Annotated in this window: 21 protein-coding genes; 10 read left to right on the top strand and 11 right to left on the bottom strand. The window is 59.7% G+C overall.

The features are described 5' to 3' along the window. Position 1: 1 nt before the first annotated feature. The 8 genes from GGI60_RS24445 to GGI60_RS24410 all read right to left on the bottom strand — a co-directional run bounded on the left by GGI60_RS24445 (position 2) and on the right by GGI60_RS24410 (position 8194). Entirely contained in the window at positions 2-820 is an 819-nt protein-coding gene (locus GGI60_RS24445) for a Ku protein (protein ID WP_183918901.1), read from the bottom strand. 12 nt (positions 821-832) lie between these two features. Next, on the bottom strand, positions 833-1732 hold the full coding sequence (locus tag GGI60_RS24440; RefSeq protein ID WP_183918902.1) for a Ku protein: 900 nt from the start codon (positions 1730-1732) through the stop codon (positions 833-835). 228 nt (positions 1733-1960) lie between these two features. Beyond that, entirely contained in the window at positions 1961-3019 is a 1059-nt protein-coding gene (locus tag GGI60_RS24435; RefSeq protein WP_183918903.1) for an ABC transporter ATP-binding protein, read from the bottom strand. A gap of 6 nt (positions 3020-3025) precedes the next feature. Further along, positions 3026-3856: a carbohydrate ABC transporter permease gene (locus GGI60_RS24430; RefSeq protein WP_011428101.1), complete on the bottom strand. Its 831-nt coding sequence runs from the start codon at positions 3854-3856 to the stop codon at positions 3026-3028. A gap of 4 nt (positions 3857-3860) precedes the next feature. Then, a complete protein-coding gene (locus GGI60_RS24425) occupies positions 3861-4796 on the bottom strand; it encodes a carbohydrate ABC transporter permease (protein ID WP_183918904.1) in 936 nt (311 codons plus the stop codon). A 216-nt stretch (positions 4797-5012) separates the two neighbouring features. Further along, on the bottom strand, positions 5013-6272 hold the full coding sequence (locus GGI60_RS24420; RefSeq protein ID WP_183918905.1) for an ABC transporter substrate-binding protein: 1260 nt from the start codon (positions 6270-6272) through the stop codon (positions 5013-5015). A gap of 30 nt (positions 6273-6302) precedes the next feature. Next, positions 6303-7475 (bottom strand): PLP-dependent transferase, encoded by a 1173-nt coding sequence (locus tag GGI60_RS24415; protein WP_183918906.1) that lies wholly within the window; start codon positions 7473-7475, stop codon positions 6303-6305. Further along, positions 7472-8194 (bottom strand): FadR/GntR family transcriptional regulator, encoded by a 723-nt coding sequence (locus GGI60_RS24410; RefSeq protein ID WP_183918907.1) that lies wholly within the window; start codon positions 8192-8194, stop codon positions 7472-7474. Before GGI60_RS24410 ends, GGI60_RS24415 begins: the two co-directional genes overlap by 4 nt. Before the next feature lie 357 nt (positions 8195-8551). Between GGI60_RS24410 and GGI60_RS24405 the strand changes: the two genes are divergently transcribed. From GGI60_RS24405 to GGI60_RS24390, 4 genes are all read left to right on the top strand, one after another. Continuing rightward, on the top strand, positions 8552-9301 hold the full coding sequence (locus tag GGI60_RS24405) for a sulfite exporter TauE/SafE family protein (RefSeq protein ID WP_183918908.1): 750 nt from the start codon (positions 8552-8554) through the stop codon (positions 9299-9301). Between the two features lie 254 nt (positions 9302-9555). Beyond that, a complete protein-coding gene (locus GGI60_RS24400; protein WP_183918909.1) occupies positions 9556-10587 on the top strand; it encodes a PAS domain S-box protein in 1032 nt (343 codons plus the stop codon). 216 nt (positions 10588-10803) lie between these two features. Further along, positions 10804-13332, top strand: a complete 2529-nt coding sequence (locus GGI60_RS24395; RefSeq protein ID WP_183918910.1) for a methyl-accepting chemotaxis protein — start codon at positions 10804-10806, stop codon at positions 13330-13332. Positions 13333-13608: 276 nt separating this feature from the next. Beyond that, positions 13609-14235: a septation protein IspZ gene (locus tag GGI60_RS24390; RefSeq protein ID WP_183918911.1), complete on the top strand. Its 627-nt coding sequence runs from the start codon at positions 13609-13611 to the stop codon at positions 14233-14235. A gap of 351 nt (positions 14236-14586) precedes the next feature. Here the strand turns inward: GGI60_RS24390 and GGI60_RS24385 are convergent, their stop codons facing one another. Together GGI60_RS24385 and GGI60_RS24380 are read right to left on the bottom strand one after the other, a co-directional pair. Continuing rightward, positions 14587-15402, bottom strand: a complete 816-nt coding sequence (locus GGI60_RS24385) for an endonuclease/exonuclease/phosphatase family protein (RefSeq protein ID WP_183918912.1) — start codon at positions 15400-15402, stop codon at positions 14587-14589. A 92-nt stretch (positions 15403-15494) separates the two neighbouring features. Next, positions 15495-16958 (bottom strand): phosphatidylserine/phosphatidylglycerophosphate/cardiolipin synthase family protein, encoded by a 1464-nt coding sequence (locus GGI60_RS24380; RefSeq protein WP_183919067.1) that lies wholly within the window; start codon positions 16956-16958, stop codon positions 15495-15497. A gap of 165 nt (positions 16959-17123) precedes the next feature. On the opposite strand from GGI60_RS24380, the gene GGI60_RS24375 reads away from it, so the two are divergent. From GGI60_RS24375 to GGI60_RS24365, 3 genes are all read left to right on the top strand, one after another. Further along, positions 17124-17765: a UdgX family uracil-DNA binding protein gene (locus GGI60_RS24375; RefSeq protein ID WP_183918913.1), complete on the top strand. Its 642-nt coding sequence runs from the start codon at positions 17124-17126 to the stop codon at positions 17763-17765. Positions 17766-17908: 143 nt separating this feature from the next. Next, positions 17909-18178 carry a DUF2934 domain-containing protein gene (locus tag GGI60_RS24370; protein ID WP_183918914.1) on the top strand — a complete coding sequence of 90 codons (270 nt, stop codon included), beginning with the start codon at positions 17909-17911 and terminating at the stop codon, positions 18176-18178. Positions 18179-18500: 322 nt separating this feature from the next. Continuing rightward, positions 18501-18680 carry a hypothetical protein gene (locus GGI60_RS24365; RefSeq protein ID WP_183918915.1) on the top strand — a complete coding sequence of 60 codons (180 nt, stop codon included), beginning with the start codon at positions 18501-18503 and terminating at the stop codon, positions 18678-18680. Between the two features lie 57 nt (positions 18681-18737). Here the strand turns inward: GGI60_RS24365 and GGI60_RS32525 are convergent, their stop codons facing one another. Further along, complete coding sequence (locus tag GGI60_RS32525) at positions 18738-18863, bottom strand: hypothetical protein (protein ID WP_281414056.1); 126 nt, start codon at positions 18861-18863, stop codon at positions 18738-18740. A 169-nt stretch (positions 18864-19032) separates the two neighbouring features. Here GGI60_RS32525 and GGI60_RS24360 point away from each other — a divergent pair, with 169 nt between their 5' ends. The 3 genes from GGI60_RS24360 to GGI60_RS24350 are packed head-to-tail and all read left to right on the top strand — an operon-like array spanning position 19033 to position 20424. Continuing rightward, positions 19033-19347, top strand: coding sequence for a plasmid stabilization protein (locus GGI60_RS24360; protein WP_183918916.1), 315 nt, complete (start codon positions 19033-19035; stop codon positions 19345-19347). A 54-nt stretch (positions 19348-19401) separates the two neighbouring features. Beyond that, positions 19402-19692, top strand: coding sequence for a DUF3175 domain-containing protein (locus GGI60_RS24355; RefSeq protein ID WP_183918917.1), 291 nt, complete (start codon positions 19402-19404; stop codon positions 19690-19692). 6 nt (positions 19693-19698) lie between these two features. Beyond that, a complete protein-coding gene (locus GGI60_RS24350; RefSeq protein WP_183918918.1) occupies positions 19699-20424 on the top strand; it encodes a glutathione S-transferase in 726 nt (241 codons plus the stop codon). The last annotated feature ends 8 nt before the right edge of the window (positions 20425-20432 follow it).

Raw genomic sequence — 20432 nt, 5'->3', positions numbered from 1 at the left:
CTCAATGCCTGCCGGATCGGTTCTCGGCATCGACGGATTTGCGCAGCGCCTCCATGATATTGATGACGTTGCTGGGAGCCGGCTCTGCCTTCTCCCTGCCCTTGGGTTTCGCTTTAACAGGCTTTTTCATCTGTTTCTTCTTGCCCTCGATGAGGTCGAGCAGCCTATCCTGCACCGGGTCGGACGCCATTTTCGGATTCCAGTGCTGCGTCTGCTTCTTGATGAGTTGCTGCACCAACGGCATCATCTGACTGTCCGCCGGCTGATCGTCCACCCTATCGAAATAGTTTTCAGCGTCGCGCACCTCGTCGCCGTAACGCAGGGTCCAAAGGACGATGCCCTTGCCGCGAGGCTCCAGCATCACGGCGCGCTCGCGGCGCGCGATCACCAGCCGCGAGATGCCGACCATGTCCTCAGCCGCCATCGCGTCGCGGATCACCGAGAATGCTTCCTGGCCAACCGGATCGTCGGGTGAAAGATAGTAGGGCGTGTCGAGCCAGATCCATTCGACACTGTTGCGCGGCGTAAAGACTTCGATATCGATCGTCTTGGTGCTTTCAAGCGCAACGTTTTCCAACTCCTCGTCTTCGAGCAAGACATATTCGTTCTCACCGCGCTGATAGGCTTTCACTTCGTCTTCATCTTTCACGTCCTTGCCGGTGACGGCGTCGACATAGTGGCTGACGACGCGGTTTTGGGTAACGCGGTTGAGTGTGTGAAAACGCACCTTCTCATTTTCGGAGGTGGCCGGCATCATCTGCACCGGACAGGTGACGAGCGACAGTTTGAGGTAACCTTTCCAGTAAGGCCGGATCGCCATGGAAGCCTCCTATCACCCGGCGCGGCGCTGGTGAGCGCCGCCTGAGCTGCGCGATTTCGGCGCCGACGCGCGCGTTGCCTTCTGCCTGTTCTTGCCCGCATTGGCATTTGCAGCGGTGCGCTTCGCCTTCGCCGGCGCCGCCATGCCGGCGCTTTCGCGCAGGGCCTGTAGCAGGTCGCTCCGTTTCGGAGCCGGCGGCGCCTTTTTCTTCGGAAGGGCACGGCCTTCGATCTTGGCCTTCACCAGTTCGGCGACGGCGGCTTCATAACGGTCGTCGAACTGCTTCGGATCGAACTCGCCCTTCTTGGTGTTGATGATGTGCTTGGCAAGCTCCAGCATCTCGCCTTCGATCTTGAGATCCGGCATCTCCTCGAATGCCTTCTCGGAGGAGCGAACCTCGTAATCGAAGTTCAAGGTTGAGCCGACCAGCCCCTTTCCATGGGGGCGGATGAGGAGCGTTCGCAAGCGCCGGAACAGCACCGCCCGGGCAATGGCGGCGACCTTGGCTTTCTCCATACCATCCCTCAGGAGTTTGAAAGCGTCGCTGCCCATCTTGTCGGGAGCCAGATAATAAGGCTTGTCGAAATAGACGTCGTCGACCTCCTCAAAAGGAATGAATGCCTCCACCTTCAGCGTCTTGTCACTTTCGGGAATGGCAGCCGCGACCTCCTCTGGCTCGAGCACGACATAGCGGCCGTCCTCGATCTCAAAACCCTTGACCTGGTCCTCGCGCTCGACCGGATCGCCGGTTTCGCCGTCCACGAATTCTCGGCGCACACGGTTGCCGGTCTTCCTGTTCAGCGTGTGAAACGCAATCCGCTCGGATGTGGAGGCGGCGGTGTAAAGCGCCACCGGGAAAGCGACTTCCCCGAACTTGATAAAGCCTTTCCAATTCGCCCTCGGGGCAACCATTTCGCACGCGCTCCTGCCGCAACCAGTGCGAGTCAACCGAATCACTTTACGATTGGTTCCGAATCAAAACGAATCAAATTTCAATAGCTTAGCGAAAATGATTCACGCGTTTTCCGAGTCTCGATTATCCCCTTGAATCTGATTGATCTTTTTCGCGCCGGATGCTTTCTGCGATAGGAACAACCAGCAGATAGGACCGCCTGAGGAGTGGTTTTGATCCTCAACCGCTCAATCGACGCGTTGTCCTTCGCCATCGAACACATGCAGATATTGCGGCGGGAAGGCGACATTGACCTTCGGCCCCGCCTTCAGCGCTTCGCGGTCGAGCGTGAAGATCTTGAACGGCAGGCCGTGAAGCGCGAGGTGCAGGATGATGCCGAATCCGGTGGGTTCGACGAGCTCCACATCGGTTGCAAGCCCGGTTCCGTCATTTGTCATCAGCACATGCTCGGGCCGGATGCCGAGCGTGACCTTCGCGCCGTCTTCAAGCGGCAGCGGCTTTGCCAGCGGCACGATCGTTCCGTCTTTCAACCGCACGCCGCCCGCCTCATAATTCGCCTCGAGGAAATTCATTCCCGGCGAGCCGATGAAACCGGCGACAAAGAGATTGGCGGGCCGGTCGTAGAGTTGCAGCGGGCTTCCGACCTGTTGCACCACCCCGCCATGCATGGCTACGATCCGGTCCGCCAGCGTCATCGCCTCGATCTGATCGTGGGTGACGTAGATCGAGGTTGCCTTCAACTCCCCGTGCAGCTTCTTGATTTCGGCACGCATCTGTTCGCGCAGCCGCGCATCGAGGTTGGAGAGCGGCTCGTCGAACAGGAAGGCCTTCGGCTGGCGCACGATAGCGCGGCCCATGGCGACACGCTGGCGCTGACCGCCGGAGAGCGCCTTCGGCCGCCGTTCGAGCAGCGGGTCGAGGCCGAGCTTGGCGGCAGCCGCCGCCACCGCGCTCGCGATCTTCTCCTTCGCCGTCTTCCGCAGCCTTAGGCTGTAACTCATATTGCCGGCGACATTCATATGCGGATAGAGCGCATAGGACTGGAACACCATGGCGATGTCGCGGTCCTTGGGATGCAGTTCATTCACCCGGGCGCCCGCAATGCGGATCTCACCCGATGTGACTTCCTCCAGCCCGGCAATCATCCGCAACAGCGTTGACTTGCCGCAGCCGGAGGGACCGACGAGCACGACGAATTCGCCGTCCCTGATGTCGAGATCGACGCCGTGCAGCACCTGCACGTGGCCATAGGCTTTGCGGATATTCTGGATATCGATCGATGCCATTTTTGTTTAACCCTTGACCGCGCCGGCCGTTAGGCCCTGGACGAGATAGCGCTGGATGAGCAGGAAGAAGAGGCCGGCCGGGATGAGCGCCATGACGCCCGCCGCCATCATTTGCCCAAAATCCACCGAGAATTTCGAAACGAAGGTGAGAAGCCCCACAGGGAAGGTCGCGGCGTCATTGCCGTTGATCAGCATCAGCGCGAAGAGCAGTTCGCTCCAGGCCGCGGTGAACACGAAGCCGAGCGTCGCCGCGATGCCGGGCAGCGTCAGCGGCAGGATGATCTGGCGAAACGCGGTGAATTGCGTCGCCCCGTCGATCATCGCCGCCTCTTCGAGGTCCTTCGGAATGCCGTCGAAGAAGGACTGCATCAGGAAAGTGGCGAAGGGCACGTTGAAAGCGGTGTAGACGATGACAAGCCCGGTCAGGCTGTTGGTCAGATGCAGGGGCGACAGGATCTTGAAGATCGGCGCCACCAGCATGACGAGCGGAAACATTTGGGTCAGCAGCATCAGCGCGACGATCCAGTATTTTGCCCGAAAATTAAAACGCGACAGCGCGTAGCCCGAGAGCGAGGCGCAGATCGTCACGGTCACCGCCGTCGAAGCCGAAACGATCAGGCTGTTCTTGAAGAAGGTCGGGAAGGCGCTGTGCTGCAGCACGAAGGCATAATGATCCCAGCTCGTGCGCGACGGCCACATGCGCACGCCTTCGGTGTAGAGCAGATCGTTCGGGGTCACCGAGACCTTGAGCAGCCAGAACAGCGGGAAGAGCGCAAAGGCAATGTAGCAGAGGATCGCTAAGCGATGCGCGATGGTGGGAAGGATTGATCGTCTCATGGTCTCAATCCTTGTTCAGCAGCGTCTGCCGCAGCAGGATGATCAGCATCGAATAGGCAAGCAGCAGCGCGAGCAGCACCAATGCAATGGCCGAGGCATAACCGAAATCGAGCCGCTTGAACGCCGTGGTGAAGATATAGCTCGCGACGATCTGGGTGCGGTCGGCCGGTCCGCCATTGGTCATGACGACGATGAGATCGGCGAAATTGGAAATCCAGACGGTGCGCAAGAGCACGGTGATGGCGATCGTCGGCGCCAGAAACGGCAGGGTGATCGAGCGGAAACGCTGGAACCAGCCGGCGCCGTCGATCGAGGCCGCCTCGTAGAGATCGCGCGGAATCGCCTGCAGCGCCGCAAGCAGGGTGATGGCAAAAAACGGAATGCCCCACCAGACATTGGCGACGATAGGCCCCCACATTGCATGATCGGGATCGGATAGAATGTTGCCAGGCTCATGCATCAGCCCGAGCGCGAAGAGCCAGTGCGGGATCGGCCCGATGACCGGATTGAACAGCCAGGCCCAGTTGAGACCGGCGAGAAAGGACGGCACCGCCCAGGGCAGGAAGACCAGCGCCTGCGCGATCGCCCGGCCCGGGAACGGCTTGTCGAGCAGTAACGCCAGTATGAGGCCGAAGGTGAATTGCAAGACGACCGAGGCGCCGGTCCACCAGAGCGTGTTCCTGAGCGCCCCATAAAAGGCGGCGTCGCCCGCAAGCTCACGGAAATGATCGATTCCGACGAAACCGCCGGAAAAGGGGTTGAGCAGCTGGATATCGCGGAAGGCATAGGACAGCCCGAGTGTCAGCGGCACCAGCATCACCGCAATGATCAGGATCAACGATGGAGCGCTGTAGAGATAGGGCTCCGAAGCATCGGCAAGACGACGCAGCCACGGCCTGCGGTCGCGACGCATGTCGAGCATATCGGCGGAGATGGTCATCAGTGCGTAATTTCCATTGTCTACCCGGTTGCGGATTCTCGCGCGGATAATGCTTCTGAAAACTGGGCGGCTAAGGGCCCCTCATCCGACCCGTCGGGCCATCTTCTCCCGCTGGGGAGAAGAGGAATGCGGCGGGGCCACCAGTCTCTTCTCCCCAGCGGAGAAGGCGCCCGCAGGGCGGATGAGGGGCTTCTGTCTCGAAGCCCCCTTATCCAACTACTTCTTGCTCAAGAACTTCTGCTGCGCCTTGGTCAGATAATCCGCCCACTGATCGGCCAGATCCTTCGCCGAAATATCGCCAAGCAAGGCCTGCTGCGAGGTCTTGATCGCCAGCGAGTCCTTGAAGAAGGCGAACTCTTCCAGATAGGTCGGCATGACGGTCGGCACAGTATTCGGGTCCGCCAGTTCCTCGAACCAACCCTTGAACTGATCGCCGGCATAGAAGGGATCCTTTTCGGCCGCGGTATAGGCCGGCAGCGCGCCGATGCGCTTGTTCCACTCGATATTGCCTTCCGGCCCTTCGAGAGTGGCGATCAGCTTCCAGGAAAGGTCCTTGTTGGCGCTCGTCGAAAACATCGACCAGCCGCCGTAACCGATGGTCGGGAAGGACTTGCCGTCAGGACCCTTCGGCAGCGGCGCAACGCCGAAATCGTCCTTCTTCATGCGCTCGGCGATAGCGATCAACGCATCCGGATCCTGGTCGAGGAAGGCGCAGGTGCCGGAATAGAAGCCGGCGACGACTTCGTTGAAGCCCCAGTTGACGCTGTCCTTCGGCGCGTAGCCCTTCTTGTAGAGATCGACCATCCATTCGATGCCCTTTGCCCAGCCTTCGCTGTTCATGGTCGAAGTGCCGTCTTCCTTGAAGTACTTGTTGTCGCCGGCCATCGTGGCGGCAAAGATCATCCATCCGTTCAGGCCGCCCGGTCCGCCGCGCATGCAGTAACCGTATTTGCCGGGCAGCTTGGAGACCTTTTCCGAGGCGGCGGTAAACTCCTCCAGCGTCTTCGGCGGCGCGGCGACCCCGGCTTCCGAAAGCAGCTTCTTGTTGTAGAACATCGCCCTGAGATAGAAGCCGTAGGGCAGCATATAGGCGGTGTCCTTGACGTCGCGGCCGAGCTCGAGCGCACGCGGCGTCAGCTCCTTGGTGTGCTCCCATTTTTCGAGATAGGGCTCGAGGCTTTCGAGCATGCCGTTATTGGCATAGAGCGACAGCCAGGTATCGGGCATCTCCATCACATCGGGCACGTCGCCGGCCGACACCATGGTCGCGAATTTCTGGAAGGCTTCGTTCCAGGGCAGCGAGATGATGTCGACCTTGGTGCCGGGATTGGCGGCCTCGAACTTGCCGACGATCGATTTCAGCGTTTCGGTGCGCTCCGGGCTGGTGATGACTTCGACAAGCTTCAGCGTCGTATCGGCAAAGGCCGTACCCGCCATCATCGAAACAAAGAGCGTCGAGATTATTAGCTTTTTCATGCTCAGTTCCCCCTTTTAGGTTCTCTCGGTTCAAGATTGCGAGGCGGCGGCGAGCGCCTCCTCAATGTCTCTCCACAGCGCCTCGGTTCCTTCGAGGCCGACATGGAGGCGTACGGATCGCGCATGGATGCCAAAGGTTTGCGCGGAATTCGGCTGTGCCTTCTGCTGCAGCACCACCTCGCCCGGTACGATCAGGCTTTCATGCCCACCCCAGCTTACACCCAATTTGAAGAGCCTGAGGTGATCGGCGAAGGCGCGAATATCGACGCCTTCGCGGAAGATGAAGGAAAACAGGCCCGAGGTGCCGTTCAGCCCGGCGGGCAGTCGGTTGGCGAGCCCGGGATGACAGACCGTCTCGACCACGTCGAGCCGCTGAAGCCGCCGGGCGATCTCGAGCGCCGAGGCTTCATGCGCCTTCATGCGCAGCGGCAGGGTGCGGAGACCGCGGATAAGCAGCCAGGCGTCAAAGGGCGAAAGCTTGCCGCCGAGATAGGGATAGGCCTCGGCCTTGATGCGCGCGATCATTTCTTTCGAGCCGGCGACGATACCCGCCACCACATCGCTATGGCCGCCGAGATATTTCGAGGCCGAATGGATGACGAGATCCACGCCGAGCGTCAAAGGCTGCTGAAAGAACGGGCTTGCCCAGCTGTTGTCGATCATCGAGACGACGCCGTGCCGCCTGGCGAGGGCGGCAAGCGCGCCGACGTCATGCGCCTCCATCACCCAGCTCGTCGGGCTTTCCAGGTACAGGAGCTTGGCGCCGGGCAGCGCTCTGGCGACGGCCTCCTCGTCGCGCCCGTCGACATAGGTCACTTCGATCTTCATCCGCTTCAGGATAGTGCCGAACAGGCGGAAGGCATCGGGATAGACATGTTTGACGGCGACGATGCGGTCGCCCGGCTCAACGAAACTCAGCACTGCCGACGAGATCGCCGCCATGCCGCTGGCAAAACCCAGCGCATCATCAGCGCCTTCGAGTTTGGCCAGCATTTCCTCGAAGGCCCGCACCGTCGGGTTCAGCCCGCGCGTATAAGTCGGCCGCACCTTCTCGCCGCGATAGACGGTGATCATCTCATCATAATCGGAAAAGGTGAAAAGCGAGGTCTGAAAGATCGGCGGCACGACGGCGTCGGCGAAGTTGCCGTCGTCGTGGGCGGTGATGAGGGAAGCAAGATCGAACGGATCTGCGCCGTTGCTCATTTGGACATTTCCTTGATGTCTTCCTCGACGATATCGAGAATTTTCAATGTTTCCGCACGCGCCGCTTCTGGGTCCCCGGCAGTGATCGCGTTGAAAAGCGTGCGGTGAAAGGGAAAGGACCGGCGGGCGAAATCCTGCCGGTCGAACGGATGCTCCCAGAAGCGCTCGAAAGTCTCGCGCATCTGCTCGAGCAGCTGGCGAAACAACGGATTGTGGGTGGCGTCGTAGACGGCGAGATGGAAGGCGAGATCCTCCGGCCCGGATGTGCCCTTTTCCAGATGTACCCGCTCCATCTCGTTCAACTTCTCCTCGATGACAACAAGGTCCTTGGCGGTCCGCCGCCGGGCCGCGACCATGCCCGCCTCGCATTCGATGCCGCGGCGAACTTCCAGCGTCTGCAGCAGCGCGTCGCGCAGATGCACCGCATCGAAAGACAGCGGCATATGGATCGTCGCTCTCGAAACCGGCTTCAAAAGATAGGTGCCGCTGCCCTTGCGCGTCTCGATCACGCCAAGCGCCTGGAAATGCCGGATCGCCTCGCGAATGGTCGAACGTCCTACCGCAAGAGCCGACATCAGCTCCCGCTCGGCCGGTAGCCGGTCGCCCGCCTGCAGCCGCGCTTCTTCCACATAATCCGCTAAAGCATCGGTAACCTGACGCGCCCGGTCCATCACGGGAAGCGGCCGGATCACCGGTCTATTGCTGCGATTTGCCGTCATGGTTCCCTATTTTTCTATCAGGCAATCAGATATGGAATTGGTCTGACATCTTAGCATTTCGCAAACGAGGTGAGACGTCAAGGCATGTTGTCTTTACGAGGCCAAATCTGCTGGCTCGCTCCCTGGGCAGAAGCGGTTGTACGGTTTGCCATTCTGCGGCGGTAGGTCACCATGTGCCCGGGCAGCCTCCTTAAAGGCCCCTTGAATTAAAACTCGGCTATTTTTGGGAAGCCACTTTATCAGCAGGACCTAGGCAAGGATTGCCCCGTCACCGGGAGCGCGCTAAAGCGTCGGCGCCTCCAACCCGCCCGGACCGCGATTTTCGTCAAGCGTGTCGCGGGATAAAGCGATCTGAACATGTACGATACCATTCTCCTTTTCCTAGCCGGCTTGTTGGCAGGCAGCATGAACGCGTTAGCGGGGGGCGGGTCGTTCGTATCCCTGCCTGCGCTGATATCGGTCGGAGTGCCGTCGGTTGCCGCAAACGCGACCAGCACTTTAGCCTTGTTTCCCGGCGGTCTGGCGAGCTCATGGGTCTACCGTGATGGGGTTCGGAGGGTGTGCGGCATCAATGCCGTGGCCATTGCTATGGTGACGGTGGTGGGTGGCGTCGCCGGAAGCGTCCTATTACTTCTGACCCCATCCAGGATTTTCGATGGAATCCTGCCATGGCTTTTGCTCGTGGCGACATTGATGCTGGCCGCAGGGCCAAGGCTCAGCGCCAAGCTCCGGACGCAGGCGCGCCCAAATGTTCCGGCCTTCGCAACGGTCCAGTTCATTCTCGGTCTTTATGGTGGCTATTTTGGCGGCGCAGTGGGCCTTATGATGCTGGCGGCATGGAGCGTTCTCGGGGGCGGGGAGATCAAAAGCCTGAATCCGACAAGAATGGTGATGGTGACCGCAGCAAACGCGGTCGCCGTCGTCGTCTTTGTGCTAGCCGGGGCAATCGTCTGGCAACAGTGCGTTTCCATGACGTTTGGAGCAGTTATCGGCGGATGGATCGGAGCCCACGTCGGACGTAGGTTGCCATCACCGGTCGTCCGGATGCTAACCCTCGCGGTCGCCCTTTTGACGACTGCGGTGTTCTTTTCGCGAGCTTATCTTTAAGTGGAGGTCGGGCCCTCGAGAATCGCAGCATCAGGTGAGATTGACGGCTTGGTTGCTGATTCGACCTTTCAGACGATCATCACTTAGGTAAATTTGCGCGCTAAAGCTGCGGCTTAGCGCTTCAAAACTTGTGACGGCACCAAGGCATCTGTTGCGTTTGATGAAAGCACTTCGAGTTGAAATGATGATACGATATGCTCCAAATTGCGGCTGCGAGAGTTCGCTTTTTCAGGCATACAACTGAGGCGACCACAATGGGTTTGGGTGATCAAGAAAGACAAGCAACCGCCGAGGCTGTACCGGCAGCTTATGATGCCGCGGCCTTTCTCGCAGCCATTGTCGAATCGTCAGACGATGCCATTGTCAGCAAGAGCTTGTCCGGCATCATCACTACGTGGAACAAGGGTGCCGAGCGAATCTTCGGATATACCGCGGACGAAGCAGTCGGCCAGCCCATCACCATCGTCATCCCGGCGGATCGTCTTGATGAAGAACCTGCCATTCTCGCGCGCATTCAAGCCGGTGAACGCGTCGATCACTTTGAAACGGTACGACGTCGCAAGGACGGCAACCTGATCGACATCTCTTTGACAATCTCCCCCATCAGAGACGACAGCGGCACAATTATCGGAGCATCGAAAATCGCTCGCGACATCTCGGAGCGCAGGCGGGAAGCCGAGCACCGGGAAATGCTCCTTCGGGAGATGCATCACCGAATAAAAAACCTTTTTGCGGTTGTCGCCAGCATTATCACCCTCGCAGCCCGAAACGCGGTTACGGCGAGCGATCTCGCCTCCAGCATGAAGGATAGGCTCATGGCTTTGGCACGCGCGCACGAGATAACGTTGCCAAGCCTTGCCGGCCGGTCCGTTGAGGATCCTCCAGCCACGCTGTTTCAGCTTCTCTCGAATATCCTTGCGCCCTACGGGCACGACGACCACCGGCAGTGGACGCTGCATGGGGATGACGTCGAGGTAACCCGTGCGAAGATCACCAATCTCGCGCTCCTGTTTCACGAGCTCGCAACGAACGCTGCGAAGTACGGAGCGCTCTCCGTTGGCGACGGGACCGTCGATATCACGTTGACCATCTCACCGGACGCTATCGAGTTGGTTTGGCTTGAGGCGCACGGCCCGATAGATGCAGATCCGACCCAGCCCACTTCCGGCTTTGGAAGCATCCTCGAGCAAAAGATAGCGCAAAGCCTTGACATCCATATCGAGCGGTCATGGACGCCCGGTGGATTATTGATTCGGCTTTCGCTTCCACGTCTCGCGATCACGTAGTCCTGGCCTTGCGGCTCGCCTGGGCTTGCTTCCTCGTCTGAAGCCGATGCATGTCATGGCCATCGCGATGCCGAAATGACGCCCGAAATTCGGCAGCCTCCGTTTGGCGATTCCGCCGCTGTTGTTCTGCGCGGCGGCGACCAGGGGACGGCTAGTCCCTTCATCGGTCCTTAAGAAAAGGATGGCAGCTTTACCTTCAAATTTGGGGGTGGATTTATGGTACATGGTTTGATGTCGCGGGCTCGCATTCAGACGAAGGTGCTCGCGCTCTTGGCGCCATTCGTCATCAGCCTATGCGCAGTAGGATTGACGGGATACTACGCGTCGAGCCTTCTCGAAGGGCGGATGGAGATCTCCAACCATGTTTTGCAGTCTCTGAACGGGTTCAAACATGTTTCTTCAAGCATGACCGGCTTTCTGATGAAGCCGTCGCTGGAAGCTCGTGACACCGCGCTTGCGGACGCCCGAGAGCAATTGGCAAACCTGAACCGGACGATCGAAACTTTAAGGCCGACGACCGATGTGGGGCTTCTCGACCGGGCGCTCGACCAGTCGCAAATCATCCCGCAAAAGATCGAAGCGATCTGGCAAATCGAAACGGGACAGCAGAAAATTCTCAGTGACGTGGACGCTGCTTCGGCGGCACTTCTTGACCTGCAAGGGCAGGTTGGCAAGCGCTCGTTCATGCTGATGGCCAGTGCGAAAAAGATGGAGAATGCCAACAAGAGCGGCCTCAGCAACGCCGTCTCCATCATTGCGGCCGCCAGTGTTGCGACAAAATTTCGCAATGATTATACGAACGCTGCAACGCCTCCGGACAAGCTTAGCCTTCTGGCCAAATATGCGCCCGATTTGCAGAAGGCAAGGGAGCAGCTTTCGCCTGCGATAGCGACCGACAGCCAAGCCCCCGCCACGCAGTATGCCGCTGCGGTAGATGCCATCGCCAACGCTTCGAAGGCGTCGCCGGACACTTTGGATGTCCCGACAACGGATACCGCCATCGCCAATCTTGCTGCAACTGGCGACAGTCTCAAGACGATTGGCGACGATCTGATGCGGACCTCCGTACTCGCGCTTGCCGCGTCGGACAAGGATATTTCTCAGGCGACGAATGTCGGCAACGAACTGCGTGCTATCGTTAATAGCAATAATGAGATCCGCGTCGGCTTCGCCGAACTCGCCGGCAAACCAGACGACGCGCGAGTGAAAAAAGTCCAGCAGTCGATCTACATGTATCAGACCGAGCTCGGCCGTCTCGCCGGCGTGGTGACCGACGATCCCGTTTTTGCCGAAATTCCGAAGAAGGCTCAACCGGTTCTCGATCTGCTTGCGGCGAACGCGGCAGCGCTCTCCGAAGGGGCGGCGCGCAAGCTTGCCGAGTTCGACAGCGCCACGGGGCAGATCGACAACACCTGGAACCTGCTTGCGCAATTCGCCGAGACCCAGAAGGAAAATGCTGGGCAGGATCGTCAACAGGCCAATAGAATATCCGGCGGCGCGATTGTAATCGGCATCCTGATTGCTATGGCCGCAGGTGCCGCGCTGGTCTTCACCCTGAAGGGACCTATCACCCAGATTACCGCAGCGATGCGCAAGATCGCAGAGGGAAGGCTCGACACCACAATCACCGGCGAGACACGGGGCGACGAAATCGGGGAAATGGCCCGTGCGCTTTCCATCTTCAAACAAAATGCGCTGTCGAAAGTCGAAATGGAACAACAGGCCGAGATCGCGCGTCGTGAGGCGGAATCCGAGCGCGCCCACAACGAACTCGAGCGGCGTAGCGCCAAGAGTCAGGTTGACGCCGCAATCGAGGCGCTGGCAGAAGGTCTCACGCGGCTGTCGCGCGGGCAGTTGAATTTTGCGATCGATACGCCCTTTGCCCCCGAACTCGACCGGATCCGTACCGATTTCAACATGTCGGTGGCGGGCCTCAGAGAGACGCTCTGCGAGATCCGGGAGACGTCTTCGCTCTTTAGCGACAATGGCCGCCAGATGGCGGAAGCCGTTGATGACCTGGCCAGTCGAACGGAGAAGCAGGCGGCTGCCCTTGAGGAAACCGCAGCGGCTGTGGAGGAGATTTCTTCCGCCGTCAACACCTCTTCAGGACGGGCAGCAGCAGCGCTTGCGCTTGTCCAGCGCGCCAAACAGGGCGCCGATGCCTCGGCTTCGGTTGTCCAAAACGCAGTATCGGCTATGGGACGAATTGAGGACGCGTCGGGCAAAATCGTGCAGATTGTCAGCGCCATCGATTCCATCGCTTTCCAGACCAATCTCTTGGCCCTGAATGCGGGAGTCGAAGCAGCGAGAGCGGGTGAGGCCGGCAAGGGCTTTGCAGTCGTGGCGCAGGAAGTGCGGGAGCTGGCGCAGCGATCGGCTCGCGCAGCCAAGGAAATCGGCGAGCTCATCAACAATTCCGTCCGAGAGGTTGCGTCAGGCTCCGAGTTCGTCGGCCGCACTGGCGATGCGCTGATGGAGATTTCCAGCGAGATCGTGCACATCGTCGGCCATATTGAACTGATCGCCTCGTCAAGCCGCGACCAAGCGACGACACTCCATTCGATCAATGCGTCGGTGAACGATATTGATCGTATGACGCAGCAAAATGCGGCGATGGTAGAAGAGACCAATGCCGCCACGCAACAGCTATCGTCAGAGGCGCTCGCACTTACCGAGATGATCGCACGCTTTCAGCTTGAAGGCCTTGAGAGCCCGGCTTCTAGAGGCTACGAGGCCGCGGCATGACGGCAGAGTGTATTCGCAGACCCGTGACTTGCTTTGAGATGTAAATCATGAGTGCCTGCTGCACGTCGTCATCAGCGTGAGCTCGGTGTGCGCCGCCCGCTGTAAATGACGGTTCACATCGACACGCCATCCATCTCTTAACTCGCCAAACTCATGGGGTTCAGTTTAGCTTATCGACATCGCAACGCGTCACTGCCAAGTCACACACCAATCTCTTGATGGAGGCCGCCATTCGCTCTACGGAGCCCGAACCAGTCCCGATGGTGCCCGCGTCTCATGAAAGCTTTCCTGCAAACGGCTAGATTGCTGCTCAGCGATCTGGCTTCGAGCCTGCTCTTCCTTATCCTGTTTTCCTTTACGCGCAACGCTGCGCTTTCGGCCGGCTTCGGAATGTTGCTTGGCGTCATTCAGATTGCGCTGCAACTCGGCCGGCGAAAGCCGATAGACGTCATGGAGTGGATGAGTGTTTTTCTGGTGATCGCATCAGGGACGGCCACAGTGCTGACGGACAGTCCGCGCTTCGTGCTATTCAAGCCGACTGCGATCTACGCAATCGTCGGCATCGTCATGCTGAAACCCGGCTGGATAAACCGCTACCTGCCTTCGATTTCCCGGGAAGTCGCATCCGATGTCGCCACCTATGTCGGCTTTGCATGGGCTGGTCTGATGTTTGTTTCCGCCACGCTGAACGCCTATCTTGCCTTGAACAGTGTACTGGCAACCTGGGCTATGGTCATGACGATCTTCGGGATAGTCGGAAAGTCTGTTTTAGGCATTGCCGGATTTGTGGCCATACGCCTCACGGTGCGGCATCGGCTTCGTGCCATGGCGGCCGAAGAGCGTGAAGCCCTGCTGATCTCCACAGGCTGGAAGGCAAAATCGCCGCCCGTGGCGGAGAAATGAACTTCTCTGGGGATCGCGATTGATTGTTGTTTGCGGCATCGTGTCAGCCGGCGATAGCGATTCGCTGCCAGCAGAGGAAAATTTTGCTCAACTCTCGAGCCATTGGCACAGCCGCACCATGCCGCAGTGGCTGAATGGCGAGCGGATCGGCATCATCATCGATGATACTGGCTGGCGGAATACGACCGCTTTCGATCTTGGTGTGAACCGCCTGAGCAGTCGAGGCCGTTATCGGAGAAGTGTCAGACGCATCAGACGCATCCGCAACGGCTGCAGCACGGCAGCTCCAGTGGGCAAGAATGTTGCCCCTTCACATTCGTCGGAAGCTTTCAGAACAGCAGCTTAGAGGTGCTAATCGGCCACTGATTTCAAATCGACCAGCGCCTTGATCGGCAAATGATCCGAGGCAATACGCGCCAGCGGCGTATCATGCGCTTCCACTTCGGTGATGATCCCCTTGCGGTTGGCGATGATGCGGTCGAGCGCCAGAAGCGGCAGGCCGGCAGGGAAGCTGGGGACTGCGGGCGGCAGCTCTCCGAAGGCGGATTGGAAAGTGTTGAGCGAGGAGCGGTCGCCGAGGCGCCATTCGTTGAGGTCGCCGAGAAGGATGGTCGGCATCTCGTGGCGGTCTTTTATCAGTTCCACCAAAGTGCGGGCCTGCTGGGCTCTGTTATGCCGCAGCAGGCCGAAATGCGCGGCAATGATGCGCAGCACGCCGCCCTCTTCGAGCTCGATCTCGGCGACAAGGGCGCCGCGCGGCTCCAGCCCCGGCAGCCTGATCTGATGCACGTCATGCACCAGCCCCTTCTTGAACAGCACGACATTGCCGTGCCAGCCATGCGCCTTGGCCATGCCGGGAACCGGCACCGGTATCAGTCCCGTCTCTCGCTCCAGTCGGCCGAGATCGAGAATGCCGGTGCGCTCGCCGAAGCGCGTATCGGCCTCCTGTAGCGCGATCACGTCTGCGCCGATTTCATGGATCACCCGGCTGGTGCGCTCCGGGTCGAAGCGGCGGTCGGTGCCGACGCATTTGTGCACATTGTAGGAGGCGATCAGCGTTCCGGCGCTACGCGGCCTTGCCTCCAACTGGGCCGCGTCGAGCCGCTTCTTCCGGCTCCTGATCGAGGCGAGAATGCTGGCGGGAAGGCTGTCTTTTTTGGCGTGCATCGGAAGAGCGCACTGGTTTGGTTGATCAAAAACGCTTCACCCGCAGTATAGGCGGGCAAGCGGAACTTGCCATGTCCGAGATAAAAAATCGTTCAAAGATAGGGCGACCCCAACCACAACACCTTCTCGAGCAGCCGGACCGGAAAGGGCCGCGCGCGCAAGCCCTCCAGCGTCACCAGCGTCGCCGATTTCAGGGTTTCGTCGATATGCTCGTCGATCTCGGCGGCAAAGCCCTCGTTCAGCACCTCGAGATCAACCTCGAAATTCAGCCTGAGCGAGCGCGGATCGAGATTGGAAGAGCCGACATAGGCCCAGGTGCCGTCGACCGTCAGCAGCTTGGAGTGGCTGAAGCTGCCGGTCGAGCGCCAGATGCGGCAATAGTTCTTGAGGATCTGATCGAATTGCGCCGTCATCGCCCGGTCGACCAGCATCAGATTGTTGACGTCAGGCACCACGATATCGACTTCTACGCCCCGTCGCGCCGCCGTCACCAGGGCGCTGATCAGTTCGCGATCCGGCAGGAAATAGGGCGACATGATGCGGATCGATTGCCGCGCGACGGAAAAAGCGCCCATCAGCATCTTGTGGTTTGTTTCGACGCTGCGATCCGGTCCGGAAGCGACGACGCGCATCAGGATGGGATCGCCGGGGTTGCGCTGCGGCGGTTCGATGCGCCAGGCTTCGCCGTTCAACAGCTCTCCGGTGGTGAAACGCCAGTCTTCGGCGGCAAGGTCGAAGAGGTCGGCGACGACAGGGCCGGTGACGCTGAAATGCGTATCATGGGCGAAGCTATCGCCCGTCTCCTCCTCGCTGAAGCCCGCCCTGATATTCATTCCGCCCGTCAGCGCAATACGGCCGTCGACGATCAGGATCTTGCGGTGGGTGCGCAGATTCGCATAGGGCAGCCGCAAGCCCATAATGACGTTGCCGTTGAAGACGGCGACGGTGACGCCGCCCTCCTTGAGATAACCGAGAATGCTTGGCACCGAATAACGCGCGCCGACGGCATCGATCAGCACCCGCACCGCAACGCCGCGCTTGACCGCCGCAATCAGCGCGTCGGCGATGCGCAGCCCGATCGCGTCGCGGTCGAAAATATAGGTTTCGAGCAGGATGCTGCGGCTCGCCTCGTCGACGGCTGATTTCATCGCCGCATAGGCCTCGTCGCCGGTCTCCAGCATATCGATCGCATTGCCCGAGGTCAGCGGGTTGCGGGTCACCCGGTCGCCCAGCGTCTGCAGCGCCGCAAAGCGGCGGCCGAACTGGCTGATCACCGTCTCGGCCTCGGCGTCGAACGTCTCCAGCTCGTCGATGCCGGGCGCAAGCAGCAAGGCGTCGCGGCGAATGCTCAGCGATTTGCGGCGGATGCGGTTGATGCCGGCAATCGCATAAAGCAGCGCGCCGACGATCGGAGACAGGATGATGACGCCGACCCAGCCGATCGCGGCGCGCACTTCCTCCTTGGTCATGGCGGCATGGATCGCCGCCGCGGCCCCCATGGCGACCGAAACGACAAAGAGGATATGCGGCCAGTAGGTCGACAGGAGATAGAACATCGCTGGCCAATATAGCCGCGAAACGGCGGCGTTCAATTGCGCCTGCTCTCTCCCATGGCGCGAAATTTCTCGCGCGTTGCCATCCTTCCGCAGGCGGCGCCGGCTCGGCGGCGGGAACAATCCCCGTTGCGAGCGATTGATCCCAAGGAGATGAGGATCGCGATCATGAATATCGCCGCAAACCTCGGCCCCGCCTTGACGCTCGAAATCGCGGATGCGGACAGCATTGCCGAACTGCGCCATCAGGCCGAAGGCTGCACCCGTTGTGACCTCTACAGGAACGCCACGCAGACCGTTTTCGGCGAAGGCCCCGACAAGGCCGAGATCGTTCTTGTCGGCGAGCAGCCGGGTGACCGGGAAGATATCACCGGCAGGCCCTTTGTCGGCCCTGCCGGCCATCTGCTCGACCACTGTCTCGAAGAAGCCGGTCTCGATCGCGAGCGCTGCTACGTCACCAATGCGGTCAAGCACTTCAAGTTCACGCCGCGCGGCAAACGGCGCCTGCATGCCAAACCCAATGCCGGCGAGATTCGGCGGTGCGCCTGGTGGCTCGGCGCCGAGCTCGACATCCTGCAGCCGAAGCTCGTCGTGGCGCTGGGCGCAAGCGCGCTCTACGCACTGCTTGGACCGAAGGCGAAACTGACGCCGGAGCGCGGCCATATCCTGCAGCCGAGGAACCATCCGCCCGTTCTCGTCACCATCCATCCTTCCTTTCTGCTGCGCATCCGTGACGAGAAAGAGAAGCACCGACAGCGCCAGGCGTTCGTGTCAGATCTGCACAAGGCGGCGGAATTTCAGTCTCGTTGAATGCCGATTCTCAACCCTGATATGCTGCGACGCAAAATATTTAGGGTTGTAGGCTGATTTTCACTTGCAACAGCGGCCCTCCTCTGGAACCATCCAGGCAGTATCGCGTTCGAACGACGGCATTATGTGACTGGAGATCAGCGATGGCAGAAACTCGGGAAGAGTGGATCAAGAAACGTGCATACGCCCTCTGGGAAGAAGAGGGCTATCCGACAGGGCGAGATTCCATTCATTGGGAACAGGCACGCCACGAGTGCGAAGCGCTTGAAGGCTCTGCTGCCAACGGCAAGGAAGCTAAGTCCAAGGCCAAACGCGCCGTAACGGCCCCGAAGAGCGTTGCAACCGGCGCCAAGACGAACGGCGTGGTTACGCCGGCGCCCAAGCGGACTGCGAGCCGCAAGACGGCGTCCTGAAACACGGCATATACCGAACACATCGATCAATGGGCGTCGTCGCGACGCCCATCGGCTTTTCTTTGTCATACGCCTGAATTAATTGTGTTTTATGAAGGTTTGGAGGTGGGCTATTCCACGCGGGGGTGAACAGAGGCCGGATGACGCTGCAAGCTTTGAGGCTTCCAGAAGCTGACCTCTCGCCCGATGGTCGGGAACAAGCGGTACCAGGGCTGTTTGCGGCGAAACCGGGAAAATTATCATGACATACGGCCCTCCCGTAATCCTTGCCTTGCCCGCTTCCGCAGCCCGCGGACGCGCCTTCACCGTGGTCGTATGAGATATGGAGATCTCGCTCCTGCTCGTCGCCGCGCTGCTCTATCTCGGTCTCGCCTTCGGATTGATCCTTGTCGTAGACAAGCTCGTCGGACTGGTTTTCCGCGATCCCCGCAGACCGCTACAACTGCCCTCATTCGACATTGGCCGCACCCTTGCAGCGTCGCAAAAATTCTACCGAAAATAACCGCTCGAAGACGGCAGCGTTGCTAGCCCCTCTGCAGCAGCCAATCGCGCGCCGCCATCAGGCGGATATCGACCCATAGGAATGGCTCATTCCCTCCTTGAAGCGGACGGTGTAGGTGACCGGGGATATCTGGCCGTTCACGTCGATCAGCGGTTCCATCGGCTGACGAGGTGTTTTTTGCATGTTCTCGGCTCCTTGTTATATCAGGATTATGCAGCCCTTCCCGTCGACAACCTGGCAAAACCGGCTTTTGTTCCGGGGCAACGACCTCCGAGGGAACTTTTGCGCTCCGCACCGGTTGGATTCTTCTTAAACACGCGTTCCATCGCTTTGCAAACAACAGGAGGAGAAGATGCCGCGAGGAGACAAATCTGACTATACCGACAAGCAGAAGCGCAAGGCTGAGCATATCGAGGAAAGCTACGAGGATCGCGGCGTTTCCGATAAGGAAGCTGAACGGCGTGCCTGGGCGACGGTCAACAAGGAAAGCGGCGGCGGCAACAAATCCGGATCCGGCCGCGGCAAGAAGGATACGCATGAATCCTCAGAAAAGGGCGGACGCGCCGGCGGCGCTGCATCCGCGGCGCGCTCGAAAGAGGAACGGTCCGCTTCGGCCAAGAAGGCGGCAGCGACGCGCAAACGCAACGAGCACCACAGCCATCACTAAGGGGGCGGAAACGGCGGCGGCCTGCGCCGCCCGTGTCCGGCAGAGGATTTCGCCATGGCCAAATCAAAGAAGAAATGGTCGCAGGACGTCACCGAGCACAGCGACGCAATGGACCTGAAGGAAGGCGTGTTCAAATCGGACGATCCGAAGAAGATTGCCCGCTCGGTCAAGCATTCTGCCGAGGACAGCCATCGCCTCAAGTCCAGCCCGTTTCGCGCGGCCATGTCGATGCTGACCTTCTACATCAACCGCGCCGGCGACCAATTGACGAAAAAACGGCGGGCCACCCTTGATGAAGCCAAGGACGAACTGCGAAAAGACTTCGGTCGTAAACCGAAGGATTAAGCTGAGATGGCCTATGAGCTTTATTACTGGGACGGCATTCAGGGGCGCGGCGAATTCGTCCGGCTCGCGCTGGAAGAGGCCGGCGCCGATTTCGTCGACATTACCCGTGAGCCTGGCCGCGGCACCGGTGCCATGTTCGAGATCCTGGAAAGCGAAAGCGAAGCGCATATTCCCTTCGCGCCACCCTTTCTCAAGCACGGCGATCTAATCATCCCGCATGTCGCCAACATCCTGTTTTATCTCGGCCCGAGGCTGGGACTTGCGCCTGGAGTTGAGGGCCTTCGTCATGTCGCCAACGGCCTGCAGCTCACAGTCACCGATTTCGTGGCCGAGGTGCACGACACGCATCACCCGATCGACATGGGGCGATATTACGAAGAGCAGAAGCAGGAGGCGAAGGCCCGCTCGGCGGCCTTTATCGGCCAGCGCATTCCGAAGTATCTTGGCTATTTCGAGCGTGTGCTGCGGCAAAACCCTGATGGTTCCGGTCATATGGTCGGCGACGCGCTGACCTATGTCGACCTCTCGCTCTTCCAGGTGATCGAAGGACTGACCTATGCCTTTCCGAAAGCAATGGCCAAACGTAAGGAGGATTACCCCGCCCTTCTGGCCCTTCATGCTGCGGTGGCAAAGCGGCCGAATATCGCCAGCTATCTCGCCTCCCCTCGCCGCCTCGCCTTCAACGAGGAAGGGATTTTCAGACATTATCCCGAGCTCGACAGCACGGAATGAGCGGGCCA

The sequence above is a fragment of the Rhizobium lentis genome, assembly GCF_014200175.1.
Taxonomy (GTDB): Bacteria; Pseudomonadota; Alphaproteobacteria; order Rhizobiales; family Rhizobiaceae; genus Rhizobium; species Rhizobium mulingense.
The sequence above is the reverse complement of the archived record's forward strand: the minus strand, read 5'-3'. Positions and strand labels throughout refer to the sequence as shown.